General features: G+C 74.7%; 16 protein-coding genes and 1 pseudogene. 5 read left to right on the top strand and 12 right to left on the bottom strand.

Features of this window, described 5'->3' with window-relative positions:
• Positions 1–305 precede the first annotated feature (305 nt).
• From IHE55_RS32600 to IHE55_RS10795, 5 genes and pseudogenes are all read right to left on the bottom strand, one after another.
• A pseudogene (locus IHE55_RS32600) lies at positions 306–1,397 on the bottom strand (pyridoxal phosphate-dependent decarboxylase family protein); the annotation flags it as partial.
• Positions 1,398–2,035: 638 nt separating this feature from the next.
• Complete coding sequence (locus IHE55_RS10810) at positions 2,036–2,983, bottom strand: siderophore-interacting protein (RefSeq protein WP_197988830.1); 948 nt, start codon at positions 2,981–2,983, stop codon at positions 2,036–2,038.
• A 386-nt stretch (positions 2,984–3,369) separates the two neighbouring features.
• Entirely contained in the window at positions 3,370–4,401 is a 1,032-nt protein-coding gene (locus IHE55_RS10805) for an ABC transporter substrate-binding protein (protein WP_197988829.1), read from the bottom strand.
• A gap of 389 nt (positions 4,402–4,790) precedes the next feature.
• Positions 4,791–5,075, bottom strand: a complete 285-nt coding sequence (locus IHE55_RS10800; protein WP_197988828.1) for a DUF4190 domain-containing protein — start codon at positions 5,073–5,075, stop codon at positions 4,791–4,793.
• A 3-nt stretch (positions 5,076–5,078) separates the two neighbouring features.
• Positions 5,079–5,234 carry a hypothetical protein gene (locus IHE55_RS10795; protein WP_197988827.1) on the bottom strand — a complete coding sequence of 52 codons (156 nt, stop codon included), beginning with the start codon at positions 5,232–5,234 and terminating at the stop codon, positions 5,079–5,081.
• A gap of 140 nt (positions 5,235–5,374) precedes the next feature.
• On the opposite strand from IHE55_RS10795, the gene IHE55_RS10790 reads away from it, so the two are divergent.
• Positions 5,375–6,091 carry a TetR family transcriptional regulator gene (locus IHE55_RS10790; protein WP_197988826.1) on the top strand — a complete coding sequence of 239 codons (717 nt, stop codon included), beginning with the start codon at positions 5,375–5,377 and terminating at the stop codon, positions 6,089–6,091.
• Here the strand turns inward: IHE55_RS10790 and IHE55_RS10785 are convergent.
• Positions 6,060–7,409, bottom strand: a complete 1,350-nt coding sequence (locus tag IHE55_RS10785; RefSeq protein WP_372442651.1) for a M6 family metalloprotease domain-containing protein — start codon at positions 7,407–7,409, stop codon at positions 6,060–6,062. The two genes, IHE55_RS10790 and IHE55_RS10785, sit on opposite strands and share 32 nt — an antisense overlap.
• Positions 7,410–8,107: 698 nt before the next feature.
• Between IHE55_RS10785 and IHE55_RS10780 the strand changes: the two genes are divergently transcribed.
• Together IHE55_RS10780 and IHE55_RS10775 are read left to right on the top strand one after the other, a co-directional pair.
• On the top strand, positions 8,108–8,785 hold the full coding sequence (locus IHE55_RS10780; RefSeq protein WP_197988825.1) for a TetR/AcrR family transcriptional regulator: 678 nt from the start codon (positions 8,108–8,110) through the stop codon (positions 8,783–8,785).
• A 243-nt stretch (positions 8,786–9,028) separates the two neighbouring features.
• Complete coding sequence (locus tag IHE55_RS10775; protein WP_197988824.1) at positions 9,029–10,540, top strand: MFS transporter; 1,512 nt, start codon at positions 9,029–9,031, stop codon at positions 10,538–10,540.
• Positions 10,541–10,910: 370 nt separating this feature from the next.
• Here the strand turns inward: IHE55_RS10775 and IHE55_RS10770 are convergent, their stop codons facing one another.
• Positions 10,911–11,417 (bottom strand): MarR family winged helix-turn-helix transcriptional regulator, encoded by a 507-nt coding sequence (locus tag IHE55_RS10770; RefSeq protein ID WP_372442650.1) that lies wholly within the window; start codon positions 11,415–11,417, stop codon positions 10,911–10,913.
• A 189-nt stretch (positions 11,418–11,606) separates the two neighbouring features.
• Between IHE55_RS10770 and IHE55_RS10765 the strand changes: the two genes are divergently transcribed.
• Positions 11,607–12,368, top strand: coding sequence for a dioxygenase family protein (locus IHE55_RS10765; protein WP_232266192.1), 762 nt, complete (start codon positions 11,607–11,609; stop codon positions 12,366–12,368).
• 484 nt (positions 12,369–12,852) lie between these two features.
• On the opposite strand, the gene IHE55_RS10760 is transcribed toward IHE55_RS10765, so the two are convergent.
• The gene (locus IHE55_RS10760; protein ID WP_197988821.1) at positions 12,853–14,133 is read right to left on the bottom strand and encodes a questin oxidase family protein; all 1,281 of its coding nucleotides are present in this window, start codon (positions 14,131–14,133) and stop codon (positions 12,853–12,855) included.
• Positions 14,134–14,265: 132 nt separating this feature from the next.
• Complete coding sequence (locus IHE55_RS10755) at positions 14,266–14,901, bottom strand: hypothetical protein (RefSeq protein ID WP_197988820.1); 636 nt, start codon at positions 14,899–14,901, stop codon at positions 14,266–14,268.
• Between the two features lie 784 nt (positions 14,902–15,685).
• Between IHE55_RS10755 and IHE55_RS10750 the strand changes: the two genes are divergently transcribed.
• Complete coding sequence (locus IHE55_RS10750; protein WP_197988819.1) at positions 15,686–16,708, top strand: sigma-70 family RNA polymerase sigma factor; 1,023 nt, start codon at positions 15,686–15,688, stop codon at positions 16,706–16,708.
• 226 nt (positions 16,709–16,934) lie between these two features.
• Here the strand turns inward: IHE55_RS10750 and IHE55_RS10745 are convergent, their stop codons facing one another.
• From IHE55_RS10745 to IHE55_RS10735, 3 genes are all read right to left on the bottom strand, one after another.
• Positions 16,935–17,678 (bottom strand): SDR family NAD(P)-dependent oxidoreductase, encoded by a 744-nt coding sequence (locus IHE55_RS10745; protein ID WP_197988818.1) that lies wholly within the window; start codon positions 17,676–17,678, stop codon positions 16,935–16,937.
• Positions 17,679–18,742: 1,064 nt separating this feature from the next.
• On the bottom strand, positions 18,743–19,903 hold the full coding sequence (locus tag IHE55_RS10740) for a P1 family peptidase (protein WP_307826608.1): 1,161 nt from the start codon (positions 19,901–19,903) through the stop codon (positions 18,743–18,745).
• 788 nt (positions 19,904–20,691) lie between these two features.
• Positions 20,692–21,900 carry a low temperature requirement protein A gene (locus IHE55_RS10735; RefSeq protein ID WP_197988816.1) on the bottom strand — a complete coding sequence of 403 codons (1,209 nt, stop codon included), beginning with the start codon at positions 21,898–21,900 and terminating at the stop codon, positions 20,692–20,694.
• Between the last annotated feature and the right edge of the window lie 65 nt (positions 21,901–21,965).

Raw genomic sequence — 21,965 nt, 5'->3', positions numbered from 1 at the left:
GCGGGGTGCGCGGGCCCGGCGGCGGTGCGGGCGGTTCCGGCCGGGGTGCCCGGTCCGGCGGCCGGCCGGCCGCCGCGGGCGTCGAGGTAGTCGCGGGCGTGCCCGGCGAGCAGGTCCAGGACGCAGGCGATGTCGTCGACCGTGGTCTCCGGGTTGAGCAGGGTGAACTTCAGGTGGTGGACGCCGTCCACGGTGGTGCCGGCGACCACCGCCGCGCCGGAGGCGGCCAGCGCCTCGCGGGCGTACAGGTTCGCCTGGTCCACCAGCTCCCGGTCCGCTCCGTCCGGCGGCAGGTACCGGAAGACCAGGGTGCTCAGCTGGGGCCGGGTGACCACCTCGAAGCGCGGGTCGGCGTCGAGCAGCTCCCAGCCCTCGGCGGCGCGGTCCACCACCTGGTCGAAGAGGTCCCCGACGGCGTCGGCGCCCATCACCCGCAGCGTCAGCCACAGCTTGAGGGCGTCGAAGCGGCGGGTGGTCTGGATGGACTTGTCCACCTGGTTGGGGATGCGCTTCTCGGCCATCCGCTCCGGGTTGAGGTAGTCCGCGTGGTACGTCGCGTGCCGCAGCGTCGCCGCGTCCCGCACCAGCAGCGCGCTGGAACTCACCGGCTGGAAGAACGACTTGTGGAAGTCCACGGTGACCGAGTCGGCGCGCTCGATGCCGTTCAGCAGGTGGCGGCGGGTGCGGGAGGCGAGCAGGCCGCAGCCGTAGGCGGCGTCCACGTGGAGCCAGGTGCCGGCCCAGTCGCACAGGTCCGCGATGCCCGGCAGCGGGTCGATGGAGCCGAAGTCGGTGGTCCCGGCGGTGGCCACCACGGCCATCACGATCAGGTCCTCGCGGCGGCAGCGGTCCAGCTCCCGGGCGAGCCCCGCGGGCCGCATCCGGCGGTCCCGGTCGGTCTCCACGGTGATCACCGCGTCCGGGCCCAGGCCCAGCAGCTTCGCCGACTTCTGGACGCTGAAGTGGCTCGCCTCGGACGTCAGCACGCGCAGCCGCGGCAGGACGGCGTGCAGCTCCAGCGGTCCCGGCGCGTTCTTGCGGGCCAGCGCGACGGCCTCCTCGCGGGCCAGCAGCAGCGCCTGGAAGTTGGACTGGGTGCCGCCGCTGGTGAACACGCCGTCGGCGTCCGGGCCCAGCCCGGCGCGCTCGGCGGCCCAGCCGATCAGCCGCTGCTCGATGAGGGTGCCGCCGGCACTCTGGTCCCAGGTGTCCAGCGAGGAGTTGACGGCGGAGAGCACCGCCTCGCCCAGCAGCGCGGGGATGACCACCGGGCAGTTGAGGTGGGCGAGGTAGCGCGGGTGGTGGAAGTAGACGGCGTCCCGGAGGTAGACCTCGCGCAGCTCCTCCAGGGCGGCGCCGGCGTCGCCCAGCGGGCGGTCCAGGTCGATGCCGGACACCACCGGGGCGAGCGCGCCGGGAGTGATGCCGGTGAACGGGCGCTCGGTGCCGGCGACGGTGTCGGCGACCAGGGCGATCCCGTCCGCGACGGTCCGCCGGTAGGTCTCCACCGTACGGTCGTTGAACAGGTGGGCGCGGCTGCCGGCGGGCTCGCCGGCGGGGATGGCAGTCGGGGCCGGGGAGCCGTCGGCCGCGGCGGCGTCGGGGGCCGGGGCGGCGGTGGCTCCCGGGGTCTTCGGGGTCGCGGTGGCGGCCGGGGCCTCGGGGGTGTCCGTGGCGTCCACGGGTCCGGTGGTGGTGGCTGTGGCTTCCGCGGCGTCTGCGGCTCCTGCGGCGGGGGCCTCAGCGGTCTGCGCGAGGGGGCTCACGGGTCTGGTCCTTTCCGGGTCCGGGCCTGGCGGTGCCCGGGACGGGCGTGGGGGTGCCCTGGTGTGACAGGCGGGTGGCGGTGCGGGGGGTGCGGGCGGTGCCGGAGCGAGCGGTGGTACGGGGTGTCACGGCATGGCGGAGCGGCCCGGCGGCGGAGCAGGGTGCCGTGGGCGGGGCGGGAGTTCCGCCGGGCCGGGTTGCGGTGGGGCGTGGGCCGGCGGGGGGCGCGAGGGCGGGCGGGGCGCCCCCGCCGGCCCGGGGCGGCGCGTCAGTCCTCGGCGGGGGTGTCCCCTGCCAGCGCCTCCTCGACCAGCTGTTCCTCGGTGGCGCCCTTGCGCCAATAGCCGGTGAAGGTGACGGCCTTGCGGTCGAAGCCGCGCTCGCCCACCAGGTGGCGGCGGAGGGCGCGTACGGTGCCCGCCTCGCCGGCGATCCAGGCGTACGGGGCACCGGCCGGCAGGTCGGCGGCGCGGACCGCGTCGAGCACCAGGCCGGTGCGCGGGCCGTTCGCCTTGTTCCGCACCAGCCAGGTGATCTCGGCGCCGGCCGCGGTGGTCAGCTGCTGGATGTCCTCGCTGTGGGGCACCTCGATCCACACCCGGGCGGCGGTGCCGGCCGGCAGGGACTCCAGGATGCCGGCGACCGCGGGCAGCGCGGTCTCGTCGGCGGTCAGCAGCACCCAGTCGGTGCCGGCCGGCGGCCGGAAGTCCACCCCGGCGTTCTCCGGCTCCACCGGGCCGAGGAGCACCGCGCGGTGGCCCGGCGCGGCGGCGGCGGCCCACCGGGCGGCCGGGCCGCTGGCCGTGGAGTCGGTGCCGTGCGCGCCGTGCAGGGCGAAGTCCACGTCCACCTCGGTGCCGCCGTCGGCGGTGGTGCGCTGGGCGCGCACGGTGTACGAGCGCATGATGCCGCGGGTGGCCGGGTCCAGGGCGCGCCACTGCGGGAACCAGTCCTCGCCGGCCTCGACCGGGACGACGGGCGCGTCCTGGCCGGGGTGCGGCAGGAAGAGCTTGAAGCGCTGGTCGCGCCCGCCGGAGACGAACCCCGTCAGACCGGGGCCGCCGAAGGTGACGCGGACCATGGAACGGCCCAGCGGCCGGGTCCGCACCACCTGGGCGTCGAAGAAGCCGAAGGGTATTCGGGGGGCGGTGGTGTCCGGGGTGTCCGTGCTGTCCGGGGCGACCGTGGTGTCCGTGGTGGTGGCTGCGGTGGTCATGGGAGAGGGCTCTTCCTTTCACCTGCCGTGAGGTGCCGGGGTGCCGTACGCCGGGGCGGGTGGGCCCGCGGTACGGGCGGTGTGTGCCGTGCGGTGCGGTGCCGTGCGGGCCGTGCCGTCCGTGCGGGCCGTGCCGTTTGAGCGGTGGTGCCGGGGTGGCCGGGGTGCCGTACGCCCGGGCGGGTGCCGGGCGGTGCGGTGGTGCCGGGTGGTGCGGCGGTGCCGGTGCGGTGCCGTGCGGTGGTGCGCCGCCGTGGCGGTGCGTGCCGTGCGGTGCGTGCCGTGCGGTCGTGGTGCGTGGCGTGCGGTGGTGCGGTCCCGGACGGGAGGTCCGGGGGCGGCCGGCCGCCGTTACCGGACCCCGCCGGGGCGGGGTCCGGGCCGGGTCAGCGGACCTTCTTGGCGTCCTGGATGGCCTTGGTGAGGTTCTCCAGCAGCGGCGCGGCGCCGGCGTAGCTGAAGCGCGGCTCACTGCTCCAGGGGGTGATCTGACCGGCCTTCACCGCCGGCAGCTGCGCCCAGGTCGGCTTGCCCTTGAGGTCCTTGGGCTGGAGGGTCGCGGTGCGGTCGTCCAGGAACAGCACGTCCGCGTCGTACTTGTCCGCGTTCTCCCAGCTGAGGCTCTCGAAGTAGCCGCCCTGGTCGGTCTTCTCGGGCACCACGAAGTCCACGCCCAGCTCGCTGAAGTAGATGAGGTCGGCGTTGACCGCGGGGTTGGAGACGTAGAACAGGTCGGCGCTGGCGGAGCAGGCCATCACCTTGATGCGGTGCGACTTGGCGGTCTTCCGCAGCTCCTCGGCGGCCTTCTCGAAGCGGGCCTTGGCGTCCACGACCTTCTTCGCCTTGAGATCGGCGCCGAGCGAGGCGGCCAGGTCGGCGTAGCGCTGGATCGGCTTGAGCAGCGAGACCCGGCCGGTGGTGATGGCCGCGGTGGGCGCCAGCGCGAAGATCTTCTCCTTGCTGTCCTCGGGGATGTAGAACAGCTCGTTCGGGTCGAACATGTTGCTGATGAGGAGATCGGGGTTGAGCGAGGCGTACTTCTCGACGTTGAACTGGCCCCAGACGTTGCCCAGGATCGTCACCTTGTTGACGTCCACCTCGCCCGCCTGCACGTCCGGCTCGCCGTTCTGCAGCTTGGTCGGGCCGAACACGCCGACGATCTGGTCGTCGATGCCGAAGTCGTGGAGGGCGGCGGCGGAACCGATGTAGGCGACGATCCGCCGCGGGGCGCTGCCGCCGGTCAGCTTCTTCTTGCGGTCGTCGGTGAACGACCACCCGCCGTCCTTGCCCTTGCCCGAGGCGCCGGAACCCTTGTCGTCCTTGTCACCGCAGGCGGCGAGCAGCGCGCCGAGTCCGACGGCACCGCCGGCGGCGAGCAGTCCGCGGCGGGAGAGGGAGAGGGCTCTGTCGTGAGGCATGGCTAGGTCTTTCTCTCGGGCGGGTGCGGGGACAGCCCCCTTGAACCACGGTTAGGTTAGCCTAACCAAATGGCTTGTCCAGAGGGGGGTGGTGGTCCGTTCCCCCGGACCCGGGCCGCTGGACGGTGGTTCGCCGGCCCGATCGGACGGCCGGCCACCGGTCCGGCCGGCGCGACGGAGTGCCGGTCCGTGGCGGCGCGGCGGGTGCGGGCGCGGGCCGGATTTCCGGACATTCCGCGTACGGCATGTACGGCAGGGCCGGGTTCGGCCGGCCGGTCCGCGGGGGAGTGGGCGCCGGTTCGTCCCGGTCCGCCCGGGCGGGGCGGCACCGGGCTTCCCCCGGCCGGTCCGTATGGGCCGACCCGGCGGTCCGTGTGCGCCCGGTCCGGTCAGCCGCCGAACTGCCAGCCCACCGACTGATGCACCGTCAACAAAACGGTCAGCAGGGCCAGATCCGCGACGCCCAGGCCGATGCCGAGCAGGGTGCGCCCCCGGCGCCGGGTGCCCCGGGCCAGCGCGAGGCCGCCGAGCACGATGGCGCACGGGCCGAAGACCAGGTTGAACAGCAGGAGTCCGATCAGGCCCAGCACGAAGGAGGCGACGGCCATCCCGTCCGCGTCCGCGCGGCGGCGGGTGGCCGGCGTGGTGGTGCGGGCCGGTGCGGTGAGGGTCATCGGTCAGCTCCGGTTCCGGGTGAGGCGTTCGCGGGCGAAGAAGGCGAGCAGCCAGCCGGAGATGGCGGCGGCGCCCGCCAGGAAGACGGGGAGCGGCACATGGGCCGCGGTGCCCAGCAGGATCCCCGCGAGGGCCAGGACTGCGACGAGGAAGATCATGGAAGTCCTTTCTCGGGCGGTTGTGGCCGGTTCGCTCGGTTCGGTGAACATCTTTCGGTGAACACTTGGAATGACAGTTGTTCACCGAATACCCATCGTATGCCTGGCCAAAGTGGGCGTACGGTTGTTTACTGAATGACATGAGTCACACCCTCGGCGTCCGGGAGGCCCGGAAGCGCAAGACCCGTCAGGCCCTCCTCGACGCCGCGCTGCGGCTGCTGGAGGAGCAGAGCCTGAGCAGTCTGGGGCTGCGCGAGGTCACCCGCGCGGTGGGTGTCGCCCCGGCCGCCTTCTACCGCCACTTCCGGGACATGGCCGACCTCGGCGTCGCGCTGGTGGAGGAGGCGCTGGGCAGCCTGCACGGCATGATCCGCGCACTGCTGGCCGCCGAGGACGGGGACGGCGAGCGGATCGAGGGCGCCGTCCTCGCCGTCGCCCACCACGTCCGCCGCCACCCGGCCCACGTCCGCTTCCTCGCCCGGGAGCGGCACGGCGGGGTGCGCCCGGTGCGGGAGGCGATCGCCGCCCAGCTGCGCCTGTTCGGTGACGAGGTCGCGGAGGCGTTCGCCGGGCAGCTGTCGGCCGAGGGCTGGAGCCGGGAGGACATCCGGATGCTCGCCGAGCTGTACGTGGACCACATGGTGATGACCGCGACGGCCTTCCTGGAGGCCCAGCCGGTGCCCCGGCCGGACGGGGGTACGGAGGAGCGGCCGGCCGGGGCGGAGGAGGCGACCGCCGGGCCGCGCCCGCCGGCCGGGGAGGAACCGCTCACCGAGGCCGAGGCGCGGATCGCCGACACCGCCCGGCGCCAGATGTGGCTGATCGCTACCGGGCGGCACCACTGGCGCGACGGCTGACCCGTACCCGGTGGCCGCCGTCCGGGAGCCGTTCGGCGACGGTGATCCGGATGCCGTTGCGGGCGTCGTGGAGGGACTCCCCGGCGGTGAAGGTGGCGTCGCTCAGCCCCGGGTGCACGTTCGGCTCCGTGGTGCAGCCCCGGCTGCCGGGCGTGCTGTCCATGACCGTGACCGGCCCCTGACCGGAATCCACCCGGGCGTCCACCCAGGAGATCAGGACGCCGGGCCGGCACACGCCCTCGTCGTTGCCCTCGTTCGTCCGCACCTCCACGGTGTAGCCGCCGGACGCGGAGACCGGGACGAAGACGAGCTTGGTGCCGCCGCCCCGCCGGGCGAGCGGCCGGAGCGTGTACGCGGTGTCGCCGGGCCGGGCCGCGCAGCGCACCTGCCGGCCGGTCAGCCACCCCAGCTTCCACTTGTGCCAGGCGAGCAGGTCGTTGCCGGGTCCCCAGTCCTCCGACATCACGTCCCAGTGGCCGACCTTGTGGCCGCCGTCCGCGGTGTAGAGGTCCGGCAGCCCGAAGGCGTGGCCGTTCTCGTGCGGGAGCACCCGGTAGCCGTTGGCGGCGAAGGACCCGGTGCCGTCGTCCTGCCGGCTGTAGATGAAGGAGACGTTGGCGAGCCGGACGCCGTCGGCGGACGGTGCCTCGGCGTTCCCGGCGAAGGTCACCGACAGGACGGTCTCGGCGGCCGGCGGCCCCGCGTTCGGCGTGATGAGGACGTTGACCAGGTCGTACCGGGCGAAATCGACGTGCGGATCGGCGACCCGCACGATGTCACGCACCAGCCGGCGGTACCCGGGCTCGAAGGGGCTGCCCCGTTCGAGCCCGTACGAGCGGAAGGCGCGGGGCATCCGCAGCCAGCGCTCGACGGGGGTGGCCGGCCGGTAGTCGAGCCGGCCGTAGGAGGACCGGGCGAACCAGCGGGCGGTGCGCGGGAAGAACTCCGCGAAGCGGTCCCGGGCCGGGCCCTCGCCCCGGACGTCGGGGAAGTCGATCATCAGGGTGAGGGCGTGGACGGTGCCGGTGCTGGCGCTGTGGCCCGGGCCGGTGGGGATGCCCTCGGACAACTGGACGCCCTTGCCCGGGGTGAGGGTGCACGACGGCGGCCCGTCGGCGCCGCCCGGCAGTGCCGGAGCCCGCACCGCGGGCGGTGAGGCGGCGATCCGGCTGGACGTGGCCGGGGCGGTTACGGAGAGGAGCAGGACGGCGGTGGCGGCCAGCGCGGTCCGGCGGCCGGGCCGCGGAGCGCCGGGCAGGCGTATCCGGGACCGCCGGCGACGGCGGGCCTCGGGTATTCGGGGGCGGTTCTGCTTCACGCGGCCCACCGTGCGCCGGGGCGGGGCGCCGAGCCCGTCCGGCGCGTCCGAACGGATGGCCCTGCTGGGCCGGGCGGGCGGTTCTCGCGCCCTTCCGGTGTGGACCGCCCGCGGGACGCACCCGCTCCGCCCGGTGCCGGGGGCCGGCCGCGGAGCCCGGGGCCGGCCGGCGGCGAGAGCTGGACGGGGGGCCGGGGCCGGGTGTGGGTCGAAGTTCGGGGCCGGGCGTGGGCCGGCACGGGTTCGGGCCGGGGGCGGGTCGGGCGTGGGCCGGATCTCAGGGCCGGGGACTGGATCAAGGTCGGGCGGATCCGGGGCTGACACGGGCCGGGTGGCCGGGCGCGGACGTCGGCCGGGTGCGGCCGGGCGGGCCGGGGACGGGAAGAGGCCCGGGTCGGCCCTCGGCGGCGGGCGTGGAGCCTCGGGCCCGCGGCCCGCGGCCCGCGTTCCGCGGGCGTCCGCACACCCGGGCCGCCGGGCGTCCCAGGAGCGTGGATACACGATCTCCCGGAATGTGACCGGGCTCACGGGGCGGTGCGAAATTTCCGGGGACCCGCTCCCCGTTTAACCAGGTGTCCAGCGAAACGGGGAGTTGGTCCCCGGAAGCTGGCCCCGTGGGTCCGAGACCCCGGGGTACGCGGGACGACGGACGTGAAGCCCGGAAACACCGGACCCGACCGGGGAGGAGAGGACGACAGGTGGCCACCAGGATCGCCGACCGGAATCCGCAGCCCAAGCTGCGCGCCGACGCCGCGCGCAACCGGGAGCGGATCATCGCGGCGGCCCGCGAGGTGCTCGTCGAGCACGGGGCCGAGGTGTCGTTCGATGAAATAGCTCGACGAGCGGGCCTGGGAAATGCCACGATCTACCGGCACTTCGCGGACCGCCGTGAGCTGATCCGTCAGGTCACCGTCTCGGTGATGGCCCGCACCGCGGACCAGGCCGAGGCCGCCCGAGCCGAGGAGCCCGACGCCTTCCAGGCGCTGCGGCGTTTCGTGCACGCGGCGGCGGACGAGAGGATAGGGGCCCTGTGCCCGCTGCTCTCCGACGGTGTCGAGCGGGATCACCCGGACCAGGTCGCCGCCCGGGAGCGCCTGGCCTCGGCGATCGAGGCGCTCATGACCGCCGCGCGGGACACCGGCCAGCTGCGCACCGACATAGACGTCGGTGATCTGCTGGTCGCCCTGACCCAGCTCACCCGGCCGCTGCCCGGCTGGGGCTCCCGGTCCACGGAGGCCGGGGAGGGCTGTTGTCTGGACTTCGATCGCTTCGTGCACCGGCACCTTCAGCTGTACCTGGACGGACTGATGACGCCGGCGCGCTCCGAACTGGCCGGTTCGGCCGCAACCTTGGAGGACCTGCGACGCGGACTGTGAGCCGCTGCTTGCCTGACACCAGCTACCACCACACCTGATCAGCGCCCCACCGGGTGTGCCGGCCCGAGCCGCACACCGACGGGGAGACCGACGACCGCCGCCGACCGCGCGGTGCGCCCTGCTCACGGCGCACGCCCGCGGGTCTCTGTGTCCCGGTCCGCCCGTGCGCGCCCTCGGCGTGCCGCGGCACGCCCATCGACCGTCCCGAATTTTCACTCTCCGCACCATGAGGTAGGCCCACCCATGCCGAAAACGGCTCCCTCCGCTGATCCCCGGCGCTGGACAGCACTGATCTTCATCGCCCTGGCGCAGCTGATGGTCGTGCTCGACGCGACGATCGTGAACATCGCGCTGCCCCACGCGCAGGCGGCGCTGGACATCTCCGAATCCAACAAGCAGTGGGTCATCACGGCCTACGCCCTCGCCTTCGGCAGCCTCCTCCTCTTCGGTGGTCGGATCGCGGACCTGTGGGGCCGCAAGCAGACCTTCGTGATCGGGCTCGCCGGTTTCGCCGCAGCGTCCGCCCTCGGTGGTGCCGCGGTCAACGAGGCGATGCTGCTCGGCGCCCGCGCCCTCCAGGGTGTGTTCGGCGCGCTGCTGGCGCCCGCGGCGCTCTCGCTGCTCGCGGTGATGTTCACCGAGCCCCGTGAGCGGGCCAAGGCGTTCGGCATCTTCGGCGCCATCGCCGGTGGTGGCGGTGCCGTCGGTCTCATCCTGGGCGGTGTGCTCACCCAGTACATGGACTGGCGCTGGACCTTCTACGTGAACATCCCGTTCGCCATCGTGGCGGCGGTCGGTGCCGTGCTCGTCATCCGCGAGCCGGCCGGCAGCCGTAACAGCTCCAAGCTGGACGTACCCGGTGTCATCCTGGCCACCGCAGGCCTGGTCGCGCTGGTCTACGGCTTCACCCGCGCCGAGTCCGACGGCTGGTCCGACGGCGGCACCATCGGGATGTTCGTCGCCTCCGTGGTCCTGCTGGCCGCCTTCGTGGTCGTCGAGGCCCGGGTCAAGGCGCCGCTGCTGCCGCTGCGCGTAATCACCGAGCGGAACCGGGCCGGCGCCTACCTGTCGCTGGGCCTGGCCATCATCGGCATGTTCGGCCTGTTCCTCTTCCTCACCTACTACATGCAGGTCGTCAAGGGGTACAGCCCGGTCAAGACCGGCCTGGCCTTCCTCCCCATGATCGCGGGCATGATCATCGGTTCCACGCAGATCGGCACCCGGCTGATGGTCCGGGTGGCGCCGCGCAAGCTGATGGCCCCGGGCTTCCTGGTCGGTGCGGTGGGCATGGCGATGCTCAGCCAGATAGACCTGGACAGCTCCTACCCCGCGCTGATCCTGCCGGCGTTCCTGCTGCTGGGCCTCGGCATGGGCACCGCCTTCATGCCGGCCATGAGCCTGGCCACCTACGGCGTCCAGGCCCAGGACGCGGGCGTGGCCTCGGCGATGGTCAACACCTCCCAGCAGGTGGGCGGCGCCATCGGTACCGCGCTGCTCAACACCATCGCGGCCAGCGCCACCACCGACTACGCCCGGTCCCACCTGGCCGGGGCCGCCGGCAACCCGCGCCTGCACATGGAGGCGCTGGTGCACGGCTACACCGTCGCCATCTGGTGGGCGGTCGGCATCCTGGTGGTCTCCGCGATCATCGCCGCCGTCTTCATCAACGCCGGACGTCCGAACATGAACCAGACCGTCGCCGGTTCCGGCGACGACCAGGACCAGGACATCCCGGTGCCGGTGATGGCTCACTGATCACCGCCCCACAGGCGCCGGGCCCCGCCTCCGCGATCGCGGAGGCGGGGCCCGGCGCGTGCGGGGGCCGCGGGCCGGCGGGCGCGGGCCCGTGCGAAAAGCCCGCCGCCGGCTCCCCCGCGGAGGGGAGACAGCGCGGGACGGCGGGCCCGGGTGCGCCGCGGCCCCGGGCGTGGCCCGGGGTGCGCTGCACGGCCGGCGCGGGCATCCCCCGGGAGAGTCCCACCGCCCTCCGGGTGAGGAGCCAGGGGCCCGGTGGAACGCGAACCGCCGGTGAACCGCCGCTCCGTGCGGGACCTGTCGCCCTGGCCCCGCCTGCTGGAGTCCGCTGCGTCACCGCGGCTGCCGTCCGCCCCGCGAGGCGACCGGGTCAGCGCAGCCAGGGCAGGTCCGCGCCGTCCGGCTGGAGCCCTTCGGCCACGATGGTGCAGATCTCGCCGAGCCGGGCGACCTGCTCGGGGGTGAGCCGGTCGAAGAGCGCGGAGCGGACCGCGGCGACATGGCCGGGGGCGGCCTGCCGCAGCACCTCGAAGCCCGCGTCGGTGAGGACGGCGTTCTGGCCGCGCTTGTCCGAGGAACACTCCTCGCGGCGTACCCAGCCGTTCTTCTCCAGCCGGGCGATGGCGTGCGACAGCCGGGAACGCGTGATCTTGGCGTTCCGCGCCAGTACGGTCATCCGCATCCGCCGCCGCGGTGCGCGGGAGAGCAGCACCAGCAGCCCGTAATAGATGTGCGGCATCCCCGCGTCGCGTTGCAGCTGGCGGTCGAGGTGGTCCTCCAGCAGCGTGGTGGCGTGCAGGTACGCCTGCCAGGTGCGCTGTTCCTCGTCGCTGAGCCAGCGGGGTTGATCTGCGGTTTCGGTCGTCATGGCGTCCACACTCCCCAGTCTATGAAGGCGCTTCTTGAAGTTTAAACAAAATATGTGTAGGTTGCTTCTTTAGAGTTCAAGTACGTGGGGGGTAGGAGGCCGGGAGGTCACATGTCCGCCGCAGCCCAGCACACCGCCGGCACCCGCCGCCCAGGTCCGGCGCCCGTGCCCGTGCCCGCCGCCACGCCGGCCGGGAGGATGCCCGCCCTGTACCTCAGCCACGGCGCGCCGCCGCTCGCCGACGACCCGGTCTGGCCGGGGCAGCTCGCCGCCTGGTCCGCCGAACTGCCCCGCCCCACCGCCATCCTGGTGATCTCCGCGCACTGGGAGGAGGCGCCGCTCGCCCTCGGCGCCACCCGGACCGTGCCGCTGATCTACGACTTCTGGGGGTTCCCGGAGCACTACTACCGGGTCCGGTACGCCGCGCCCGGGGCGCCCGAACTCGCCGAGCGGGTCCGGAAGACCCTCCGCGCGCCCGGCACCCCGGTCCACGACATCCCCGACCGGGGGCTGGACCACGGCGCGTACGTGCCGCTCGTGGAGATGTTCCCGGCCGCCGACATCCCGGTCCTCCAGGTCTCCATGCCGACCCTGGACCCGCGGCGGCTGCTGGACATCGGCCGCCGGCTCGCCCCGCTCCGGGACGAGGGCGTACTCATCGTCGGCAGCGGGTTCTTCACCCACAACCTCGCCGCGCTCCGCCACACCGGCCCCGGCGTGCCCGGCTGGTCGGCCGAGTTCGACGACTGGGGCCGGTCGGCGCTGGAGAGCCGCGACGTGGACGCGCTCATCGACTTCGAGCACCGCTCTCCCTCCGGCCGCCTGGCGCACCCGCGCACCGAGCACTTCGCGCCGCTGTTCGTCACCCTCGGCGCCGCCGACGGTGACCTGGCGCGGCAGCGCACCGTGATCGACGGCTTCTGGATGGGCCTGGCCAAGCGCTCCGTGCAGTTCGGCTGACGCGCCGGGCGCCCGACGGCGGGCCCGGCGCCGCCCACGGCATCCGGTGTGGCCCCGGCCAGGCCGACGCGGGCGACCGGAGGCCGACGTGGCCGACCGGAGGCCGACGCGGCGACCGGGCCGACGTGGGCGATCCGGGCCGGCGTGGGCGATCCGGGCGCGACCCGGGCGTCCTGACCGGCCCGGGCGACCCGGGCGTCCTCCGCCCCGGGCGGGCGCGGGCGTCCCGGCCGGAGCGCGCGCCGCTTGCCGCGGTGCCGGTGGCGCGGGCGGGGCGAGCGGGCGTCCGAACGGGCTTCGCGCGACGGCTGGTGCGTGCGGGGCCGTACCGGCTCCCGCGACCGGCCGTGCCGGGCGGGTGCGTGCCGGGCGGTGCGTGCCGGTGGTGCGTAGGGGGCCCGTACGCGCCACCGGCACGGGTCGTCGCGCGGTGCGGCGATGGGATGTCCGGGGCGCGGCCCGGCGCCGTCCGCCGCCCGGGCGGTCAGCCCGCGCCGTCCAGCGGGTCGATCAGCTCCCGGGCACGGGCCGCCGCGGTCAGCGCGGCCGGGTCGCCCGACATCCGGGCGACGTCCAGCGCGGTGTCGGTCAGCTTGATGGTGTGCTCGTCGCCGTGCACCGCCGCCCGCGCGAACGCCTCCGCCATGGCATCCGCGAGCCCCTCGGCCCCGGCCTCCCCCGGCCGTTTCTGGCCACCGTCCCGGGTGCGGGCACCGGCGGCCGGGGAGCCGGCGGGCGGGCCGCCGGAACCGGGCCCCGGGGCGTACGCGGAGACGACGGCGGCGCTCGCCGCCCAGGCCGCGCCCAGGCTGGGAACCCACAGCTCGCGGGGGAGCGCCGGGAGGGTCCGGAGCACGGCGTTGGGCGCGGTCGCGGCGTGCACCAGCATCACCGGCTCCGCCTCCGCCTGGGCCGCGTACCGTCGCACCGCCGCGGCGACCAGCGCGGTGAGTGACCGCCGGGCCTCCTCCGGGCCGGCCGGCGGGCGGAGCGCCCCGGTCCCCGCGCTCCAGGCGGGCAGGTCGTCGAGCTGGGCGAGCCGGTCGGGCATTCCGCCGCGCCGGGCCGGGATCGCCGGCAGGGCCCACAGCGCCTCCTCCGGCGCCAGCCGGCCGGCGGGTGCGAGCGCGCCGGGCAGCGGGCGGTGCCGGGCGGCCCAGTAACCGAGTCCGTGCGCCAGCTCGGTGCGCCGCGGCGCCGTCTCCTCGCCGTCCAGCAGGGTCCGTACGGCGTGACCCACCCGGATCACCGGATGGGTGGAGCCGCCCGCGATGCCCGGCAGCAGCCGCGGCCACCACTGCGCGAGCACCTCCCGCCAGGGGCGTTCGGCGACCGCGCGGGTGAAGTAGCCGATCCAGTCGCCGGCCCGGCGCGGATCTCCCAGTGCGGCCCGCCAGTCGTCGTCGGTGACCGGGGCCGTCGTACCGGGGAAGTCCTCCAGCTTGGGCGCGTAGCGGTCCAGCCAGAGGTGGACGGTGCCGGCGTGCCCGTGGGCCGCCAGCGCCTCCACCGCCATCGGGGCGTGGTTGGTCAGCCGGCCCAGGCGCTCGGGGCCGCGGGCGTGGAGCCGTTCCAGCGCCTCGTCGAGCCGCCCGGTCGGATCGTGGTCCCGGCGGGGCGCGGTGTCGTCCGGGTGTGGCGCGAGGTGGCGGTGGTCCGTGGATGGGGCATGGCCGGTGGAGGTGGCGGGGTGGTCCGTCGCGGCGTGGTCCGCGGAGGTCGCGGGGAGGCCCCGGCGGGCCGGCCGGGCTCGGTCGTCACTCATGGGGACGACGCTAGGCGCGACGTCGCGGGGTGGGAACGGCCCGGCGACGGAGGGCGACCGGCCGCCCGACGTAGGACTCCGGTCGCTGCGGCCCGGTCGCACGGTGCCGCGGTCACCCCACGGTGCCCGCGGTCACTCCTTGCGGTGGCGGCCCTTGCCCTTCCCGCGCCACCGGCGAAGGCCCGCCATGGGCCGGCCGGAACCGGTACCGGGGTCGTCCACCCGGCGGCCCGTTCCCGGGTCCGCGATCTGCTCGCCCAGCGGTTCGGTGCCCCGGCCGGCCAGCGCCTCCCGGGTCCGCTCGGGCAGCTCACCCCGGGGCTCCCGGGCGATGACCGGGACCGGCCGCCCGGTCCGGATGTCCGAGGCGCTGCGGGCGGGGGTGTGGGTGTGGAACAGGTAGAACGACACCACCGCCATGACGACGCCGAACAGCAGACCCATCAGGGACGCCTTGAGGATCGTGGAGCCGGTCAGGTCGTAGCCGTAACCCATCGCGGCCCCGAACACCGCGCCGTACATCAGGGCCTTCAGCTCGTTGATGAGCACGTGCTGGACCGCGGCGACGGCGAAGCAGAGCGCCATCAGCACGCCGGCCGCCGCCAGGCCGTGCATCTGGGCCCGGAACAGCTCGGTGCCGTCGTTGTGCTCCACCCAGCCCACCCACGCCCCGTAACAGAGGCCGAGCACCACCGGCATCGCGGTGGCGAGCGAGATGTGGGCCGGCAGCTGGCGATGGCGTGACGGAGCACTGATGTGCGCGTTCATGGCAAACCCCTTCCGCCGTCCTCCGAACCAGGTCACACCCGCCCGGGCAGGAGGGCAACTCGATCAGGAGGGCGACCGTGCGGCGCGCGGGACGGCGGGCCCCGCGGAGCGGCGGACGCCAGGGGCCCGTAACGGCGCAGGGCGAGGGGCCCGGGACGGCGGACCGCGAGCGAGCCGGGGAGTGGGCCTTGCGCGGACAGGGGCCTCCGGCCGCAGGAAGGCGGTACCGCGGTGGCGGGCCGGCGCGGTGGCCGGGCGGTGCGGGACGGCGGGCGGGCCCCGTCCCGGCGTGCCCGCCGGGTGCCCGACCGGGCGGAGGACGGACTTCCGGGAAGGCGGGGACCGGAGTCCGGGACGGGCGGAGGGCCGGAGTCCGGGAAGGGCGGAGGGCCGGAGTCCGGGAAGGCGGGCGGACCGGGCAACCCGACGGGAGTGAGCCACGTCCTACGGGGCAGAAGGATCAGCCACGGACGGCGTAGTCCGGGGCTGGAGGGACCGCGCCGGACGTGACCGCCGTCTCGTCCGCGTCGTGGTTCCGCCTGTCCACGGACGTCGCAGACCGGCTTCCGAACCGGCCTGACCTGGGCTTCCTGCCCTCGGTCGAAGGCGCGCCGCGGGGTGTGGCGGGACAGGGTACTGCATGATCACGAAAACTGGTGGACAGGTGGGGAATTCTGTCCCGATTCCAGTCGTTGTTTCCATCGGACGGGGCACCCGAGAAGAGCCCCGGAGGTTCCGTTCACCGTCCCGCGACCGATCGACTCATCGCAAGGGAGCACCACGCATGGCAACCCGTGCCGTCGCCCGCCGTCAGACCAGCAGCACCACCGGTGCTGACGGGGGCAGCAGTGTTCGCGCCGCTGGCGGGGAGATCGCCGACCGCGACCTGGTCGGCATGTATCTGGACGAGATCGCCCGGACCCCGCTGCTCGACGCGGCGAGGGAGGTCGAGCTGTCGCAGGCCATCGAGGCGGGGGTGTACGCCCAGCAGATCCTGGACGGGGCGGTCGCCGAGGAGACGGAAGGAACGGCCGGTGCCGGCGCGGGCGCGACGCGTGCCGAGCTGGAGGCGATAGCCGCCGAGGGGGCCCGGGCGAAGGACATCTTCATCCGCTCCAACCTCCGGCTGGTGGTGGCCGTCGCCCGCCGCTACCCGCGCAGCGGGCTGCCGCTGCTCGACCTGATCCAGGAGGGCAACGCCGGCCTGGTGCGCGCCGTGGAGAAGTTCGACTACACCAAGGGCTTCAAGTTCTCCACGTACGCCACCTGGTGGATCCGTCAGGCCATCACCCGCTCGATCGCCGACCAGTCCCGCACCATCCGGCTCCCTGTCCACCTGGTGGAGGAACTGGGCCGCATCCGCCGGGTGCAGCGGGAGTACAACCGGGAGCACGGGCGCGAGCCCGAGCACGCGGAGATCGCCGCCGAGCTGGGCACCAGTACCGAGCGGGTTTCGGACGTACTGGACTGGGCGCGTGACCCGGTCAGCCTCAACATGTCGGTGGACGACGAGGGCGAGACACAGTTCGGCGACCTGCTGGAAGACACGTCCGCGGTCTCGCCGGAGCAGTCGGTCCTCAGCCTGCTGCGCAGCGAGGAACTGGAAGATCTGATCGGAAGGCTCGACGAACGTACCGCGTCGATCATCAAAGCGCGCTACGGTATCAATGACGGTCGTGAGCGTACGCTGACCGAGGTCGGCAAGGAACACGGTCTGACCCGCGAGCGGATCCGTCAGATCGAGAAGCACGCTCTACTGGAGCTGAAGAGGATGGCGCGCGACACCGGCTTCGATGCCGCCGCCTGATCCGGGCCCACCGCCCGGACACCCCAAGAACGAGCCCCGGCGCATCTCCCCCCCCAGCGCCGGGGCTCTCTCCTTCCCTCGTTCCTCACCCGTCCGGAGCAGTCCCGGCACACGGATTTCCGGGAGCCGTCCGGCGGCCCTGTCACGGGGCCGTCCGCCCGGTGCGGCTCCCGGCGGTCGTGGGCTCCCGGTGCGGCGGTCGCCGGACCGAGGCCCACGGCCAGGGTCACACCCCGAATCCGCCGTCCACCGCGATCGAGGCCCCGGTGATGTAGTCGCCACCGGGACCCGCGAGGTGCGCCACGGTCGCCGCGATCTCGGAGGGGCGCCCGAAGCGTCCCAGCGCCGTGAGCCCCGCCTGTGCCGGCCCGCCCTCACCGTCGGCCGGGTTCATGTCCGTGTCCACCGGCCCCGGGTGCACGAGGTTGACGGTGATCCCGCGCGGCCCCAGCTCACGCGCGAGCCCCTTGGTCAGCCCGGCCATCGCGCTCTTGCTCATCGCGTACAGGCTGCCACCGGGGAAGGCCACACGCTCGGCCATGCAGCTGCCGATGGTGATGATGCGCCCGCCGTCGGACAGGTGCTCCACCGCCGCCTGGGCCGCGAGGTACGGCGCCCGGACGTTGACCGCCAGCACGCGGTCGATGTCCGCCGACGCGATGTCGCCTATCGGCCCGAGAACACCGACGCCCGCGTTGTTCACCAGGATGTCGAGCCGACCGAACTCGGCGGCGGTCCGGCCCACCGCATCACGTACCGCCTCGGCGTCGGCGTTGTCCGCCCGAATGGCGAGGGCACGGCGTCCCAGGCCCTTGATCCGCTCGACGATCTCGCCCGCCGCCCGCTCGTCGCTGTGGTACGTCACGGCGACATCGGCGCCATCCTCGGCCAGCCGGAGAGCCGCGGCGGCTCCGATCCCGCGGCTGCCTCCGGTCACCAGAGCGGCCTTGCCCTCCAGAAGTGCTGTCATCTTCGTCGCTCCCCAGTCATGGATGTGATCACGTGCGTCGGTCGGGCGTACCGGATTCCGGACGCCGGACGGCCCGCCGCGCGATGCCGGCGCCGCCAACGTGCGGCGCCGGGAACATGACTTGATCTTCGTGCGGCGCCCGGGAGGCTTCCGGCGGCATTCGGACGTCGCACTGCGGGCCCCTGCCACCGGCGCCCTCCGTCCCCATCCGGGCGCACGTTCCCCGGGTGCTACGGCCGTGGCCTCGGCCGAGGCGACCACGCCCGGAGTGGACACGGCAGCGGAGCGCCCGCCGCCGGAACGAGCCCGCCCACCGAGCCCGGGTCTGCCCAGCCGGATCGCCGGGACCGGCGCCGGCCAGGTCCCGGGCCCTGGACTTCCCGAGCCTTGCCCGGGACTTCCCGAGCCTTGGGGCTTCCCGGGCCCGGGACGTTCTCAAGGCGGGGCCCGTCCGGGAAGGGGCCTCCGGAGCCCGGGCCGCCGTGAGGCGACGTCCTTCCCGGGCGGAACCGTAGGCTGCCGGCACGGCCGGGCATTGGTGGGAACCGGTCGGCGAGGCCGTCGCCGACGACTCCGGGTGCACGGCAGCGCCGGCACCCGCACCAGAGCGGGGGCGGGCCCGTGAGGTCGCGAGGTCCGTGGACAGGACCGGGTACACGCAGGAGCCGACACCGCGCCGGTGCTCGCCCGTGCCATAAGCCGGGGCGTGGGGCCCCAGCCTGTGTGACCGTGGGCGAGGCGAGTACGTGCCGATCCGCCCGCGCCGCGGGCGCGGGCCCCTTCAGAGCCGGCCCGCCGTGTGCGCCGCTGTGGGTGCCGCTGCGGGCGAGGCGCCACGAGGGCCGGGCAGCCGTTGGCAGGGGACCGTGGTTGGCGGGACCGGGCCGGGCCGCCCGTGGGCGGGGCCCCGCGCACGGGCTGTGGCAAGGGGCGGCGCGCGCCGGGCCGACGCCCGTGCCGGAGCCCGCCTGAGCCGGGGGAAGCGCCGCGGCGGGCCGGGCCCGGAGGCCATGGCCCCGCGTCGTCCCCTCCTTCGGATCCGCCGGGCTCGCGCGGATCGCGCCTCAGCCGGGTTCGCCGCCCGGGAGGTCAGCCCCCGTGCGTGCGTCGAGCTCGTAGAGGTCCCGGTAGGCCGGGAACACCCCGCCCGGGCCGTCGATGCTTTCTGCACGGAGTACCGCGTCCAGTACCGCGCGGGTGACCACGTCGGCGCCCGCGGCCAGCACCTCGTTCACGGCCATGGCGTCCACGTCCCAGGTGGCCGGTGGGCCGGCGGTTGCCCCCTGTGCCCCCGGGGGCAACGGGCGTACTCCGGTCGCCAGCGCGAAGACCGTGTCGCCGTCGGTCAGCAGATGTACCGGGCGTACTGCCCGGGCCAGCCCGTCGTGCGCGGTGCCCGCCAGCTTCTGGGCCTGCGCCCGGCTGAGCACGGCATCGGTGGCCACCACGGCGAGCGTGGTGTTGAGCGGCGGGCGCGCCGAAGCCGCCGCGCGCCGCCGCGACTCGTCCCGGGCCTCCCGCAGCCGCCGCATGGCCTCGGCATGGGCCGCCGCGCGGGGGCGAACCTGCAGGCCGCCCCTCTCCTCCCCGTACTCCGGCTGGAACACGGCCCCGTAGAGGGTGCCGGTGGACGGGTCCAGGACCGAGCCCGCCGCGTTCACGGCGACCAGCGCCGCAACCGTGACCCCGGACGGCAGCACCAGGCTCGCCGAGCCGATGCCTCCCTTGATCCCGCCCGCCACCGCGCCGGTGCCCGCTCCGACGTTGCCCCGGGGAAGCGGGGCGTCCGGCTCGGACCGGAAGGCGGCCTCGGCCGCTGCCCGGCCCAGCGCGGCATCCGGCCGGGCCCGCCAGTCACCACCACGACCGAGGTCGAAGAGGGCGGCTGCAGGGACCACCGGGACCACCTGCGACGCCGCCGGGCCGATGGGGAAGCCGCGCTCCTGGTCCTCCAGCCAGGCGGCGACCCCCGCCGCCGCGTCGAGCCCGAACGCACTGCCACCGGTCAGCACCACGGCGTCGATCCGCTGCACCAGGTTCCGTGGGTCCAGCGCGTCGGTCTCCCGCGTCCCGGGGCCACCACCCCGGACGTCCACGGCGGCGACCGCACCGCTGTCGGGAGTGAGCACGACCGTGGTGCCGGTGAGCCAGCCGTCACCGGTGCGCTGGGCATGCCCGACGCGCAGCCCCACCACGTCGGTGAGCCCGTCCGTCGGCCCGGGCACGGCCGAACCACCCGGGTACGGCGCGTCGTCCGGGCCCGGCGTACCGGCCTGCGCCGGTGTACCGCGCGGGTCCGGGGTCGCCGGGGCAGGACCACCCACCGGGCCACCGGCCCCGGCGGAATCGGCCCCGGGCCGGGGGACGGAGGCGGACGACGGGGAATCGGCTGAGTCCATGCCACCCATGGGTAGCACGGCCGGGGCGACTTCGGCCCAGCAGTCCCGCCCGCCCCCTCGCCCCTCCATGTGGCCCACCCACCGCAACCACCGCCGCTGCTCGCATGCGGGACCGCTGCCGGCCGCCGCTTCCACCATCCGTCCGTCCCCTCCTGTTCGCTCGGGCCCACCCACCGCACTCCCCGCCGTCCACCCCCGCCGGCACTCCTTACCGCCACCCGCCCCGCCCCTGCCGCCCCCTGGCGGCGGAAGCCGCTCCGCCGCCCGGACGCATACCTCGCACCGAGTACGCCCCCAGGACCCGCCCGCCCCGTTCCCCACGTCCTGGCCGACTTCCGCAGCACCCGGGCCCGCCCCGTTCCCCGCGCCTCGGCCGTCTTCCCCAGGACCCGCTCGTGCCCACCCGGTGTGCGGCCCCGCCGTACGGGCCGGGCCGGACGCCGCCTGCTCGCCGACCTGCACACACCAGCCGGCCGGTCCTTCCGCCATCCCGTCGCGATACCTCCCGGGAGACCGGCGGTCAGTCGGCGGACCGGGAGGACGGCCCGCGGACCGGGCAGACGGGCGGACGGCGGGCCGGGCGGTGGACCGGTCCACCGGAGGGGACCGGTAGGTCAGCCGGGCGGGGCCGCGCGGCGCGCCTGACGGGCGGTGACCGCGACGCCGACCGCGACGGTCGCCGCGCACACCAGCCCCGCGAGGAGCACCGCCGGTTCCCCGGCCCAGGTGCAGCACAGGACCAGCGCGGCCGACACGGGCAGGGTCAGCTGCCCCCGACCGCGTTTGTGGTGGCGGGCGTGCAGCAGCCAGACGGTGAACAGGAAGACGGCGCTGGGCACCGTGACAGCGGCGGCCGCGGTGGTCGTGGAGATGTGCGCCTTCCCCGACATCTCCTCCACGGCCACCTCGATCCCCGCGCCGATGGCGGCGGCCGACCCGAAGATCAGATAGTGGCCGTACCCCCACAGGAATCCCTCCCCGGTGAACGCCAGGTGCTCGTGGATGGGGACCGAGAAGTAGATCCACCAGGCGGCGAAGACGATCAGCAGGCCGCCGGCCGCGAGCGGCAGCAACTCGTCCAGGGCATGCGACTCGTCCAGCGCGGACCGCACCGCCACCGTGGCCGCGGCGATCGTCTCGCCGAGGACGATGATGGTGAACAGCCCGTACCGCTCGGCGATGTGCCGGGGGTGCCAGGACGTCCGGTGCGCCCACTCCGCCCACATCGGGACGGACATCTCCGCCGCCGCCATCACCAGGAACAGCCAGGCCCTTCCGCCCTCCGGAAGCAGGAGCAGCCCCACCCAGCCGACCTGGCACAGGGCGACCCCGGCCGCGTAACGCACAGCGGTACGGCGTTCCCCGCCGGTGGAGCAGCGGGCGGCGCGGAGCCATTGGCTGATCATGGCCGCCCGCATCACCAGGTAGCCGAACCACACGACCGAGAAGTCGTGTTGCTCCACGGCCCGGTGGACACCGGCGGCCAGGACGAGCACCCCTGCCATCTGCACCAGCGTCACCAGCCGGTACGGCACATCGTCCACGTCGTAGGCGGAGGCGAACCACACGAAGTTCATCCAGGCCCACCACACGGCGAAGAAGACCATCGCGTAGTCGGCGATTCCTCTGCCGGGATGGCCCTCGGCCACCGCGTGCACCAGTTCCACGCCGGCCTGTGCCACGGCCACCACGAAGCACAGGTCGAAGAAGAGCTCCAGCGGGGTGGCCGCCCGGTGCGGCTCCGAACGGTCCCGTGCGACCATCCGGCGGAGCGGGGCGGCGTGCCGGGCGTGCCCGGTGCCGGGGGCGTGGTGGTCGCTCATGGGGGTGCCGTTCCCGGTCCGCGGACGGTCCGGCCGGGTGCCGGCCGGGCGGCGGACCGCCACTG

Origin of the sequence: Streptomyces pactum, from assembly GCF_016031615.1 — a bacterium.
GTDB classification, from domain to species: domain Bacteria; phylum Actinomycetota; class Actinomycetes; order Streptomycetales; family Streptomycetaceae; genus Streptomyces; species Streptomyces pactus.
This window is presented reverse-complemented; position numbering and strand designations above follow the sequence as displayed.

What these genes read in the sequence shown, in the direction of transcription:
- IHE55_RS10735 (WP_197988816.1), bottom strand. Translation starts at nt 21,900, where the DNA reads ATGAGCGACCACCACGCCCCCGGCACCGGGCACGCCCGGCACGCCGCC.
- IHE55_RS10745 (WP_197988818.1), bottom strand. Translation starts at nt 17,678, where the DNA reads ATGACAGCACTTCTGGAGGGCAAGGCCGCTCTGGTGACCGGAGGCAGC.
- IHE55_RS10810 (WP_197988830.1), bottom strand. Translation starts at nt 2,983, where the DNA reads ATGACCACCGCAGCCACCACCACGGACACCACGGTCGCCCCGGACAGC.
- IHE55_RS10755 (WP_197988820.1), bottom strand. Translation starts at nt 14,901, where the DNA reads ATGAACGCGCACATCAGTGCTCCGTCACGCCATCGCCAGCTGCCGGCC.
- IHE55_RS10765 (WP_232266192.1), top strand. Translation starts at nt 11,607, where the DNA reads ATGCCCGCCCTGTACCTCAGCCACGGCGCGCCGCCGCTCGCCGACGAC.
- IHE55_RS10795 (WP_197988827.1), bottom strand. Translation starts at nt 5,234, where the DNA reads ATGATCTTCCTCGTCGCAGTCCTGGCCCTCGCGGGGATCCTGCTGGGC.
- IHE55_RS10775 (WP_197988824.1), top strand. Translation starts at nt 9,029, where the DNA reads ATGCCGAAAACGGCTCCCTCCGCTGATCCCCGGCGCTGGACAGCACTG.
- IHE55_RS10790 (WP_197988826.1), top strand. Translation starts at nt 5,375, where the DNA reads ATGAGTCACACCCTCGGCGTCCGGGAGGCCCGGAAGCGCAAGACCCGT.
- IHE55_RS10760 (WP_197988821.1), bottom strand. Translation starts at nt 14,133, where the DNA reads ATGAGTGACGACCGAGCCCGGCCGGCCCGCCGGGGCCTCCCCGCGACC.
- IHE55_RS10750 (WP_197988819.1), top strand. Translation starts at nt 15,686, where the DNA reads ATGGCAACCCGTGCCGTCGCCCGCCGTCAGACCAGCAGCACCACCGGT.
- IHE55_RS10800 (WP_197988828.1), bottom strand. Translation starts at nt 5,075, where the DNA reads ATGACCCTCACCGCACCGGCCCGCACCACCACGCCGGCCACCCGCCGC.
- IHE55_RS10805 (WP_197988829.1), bottom strand. Translation starts at nt 4,401, where the DNA reads ATGCCTCACGACAGAGCCCTCTCCCTCTCCCGCCGCGGACTGCTCGCC.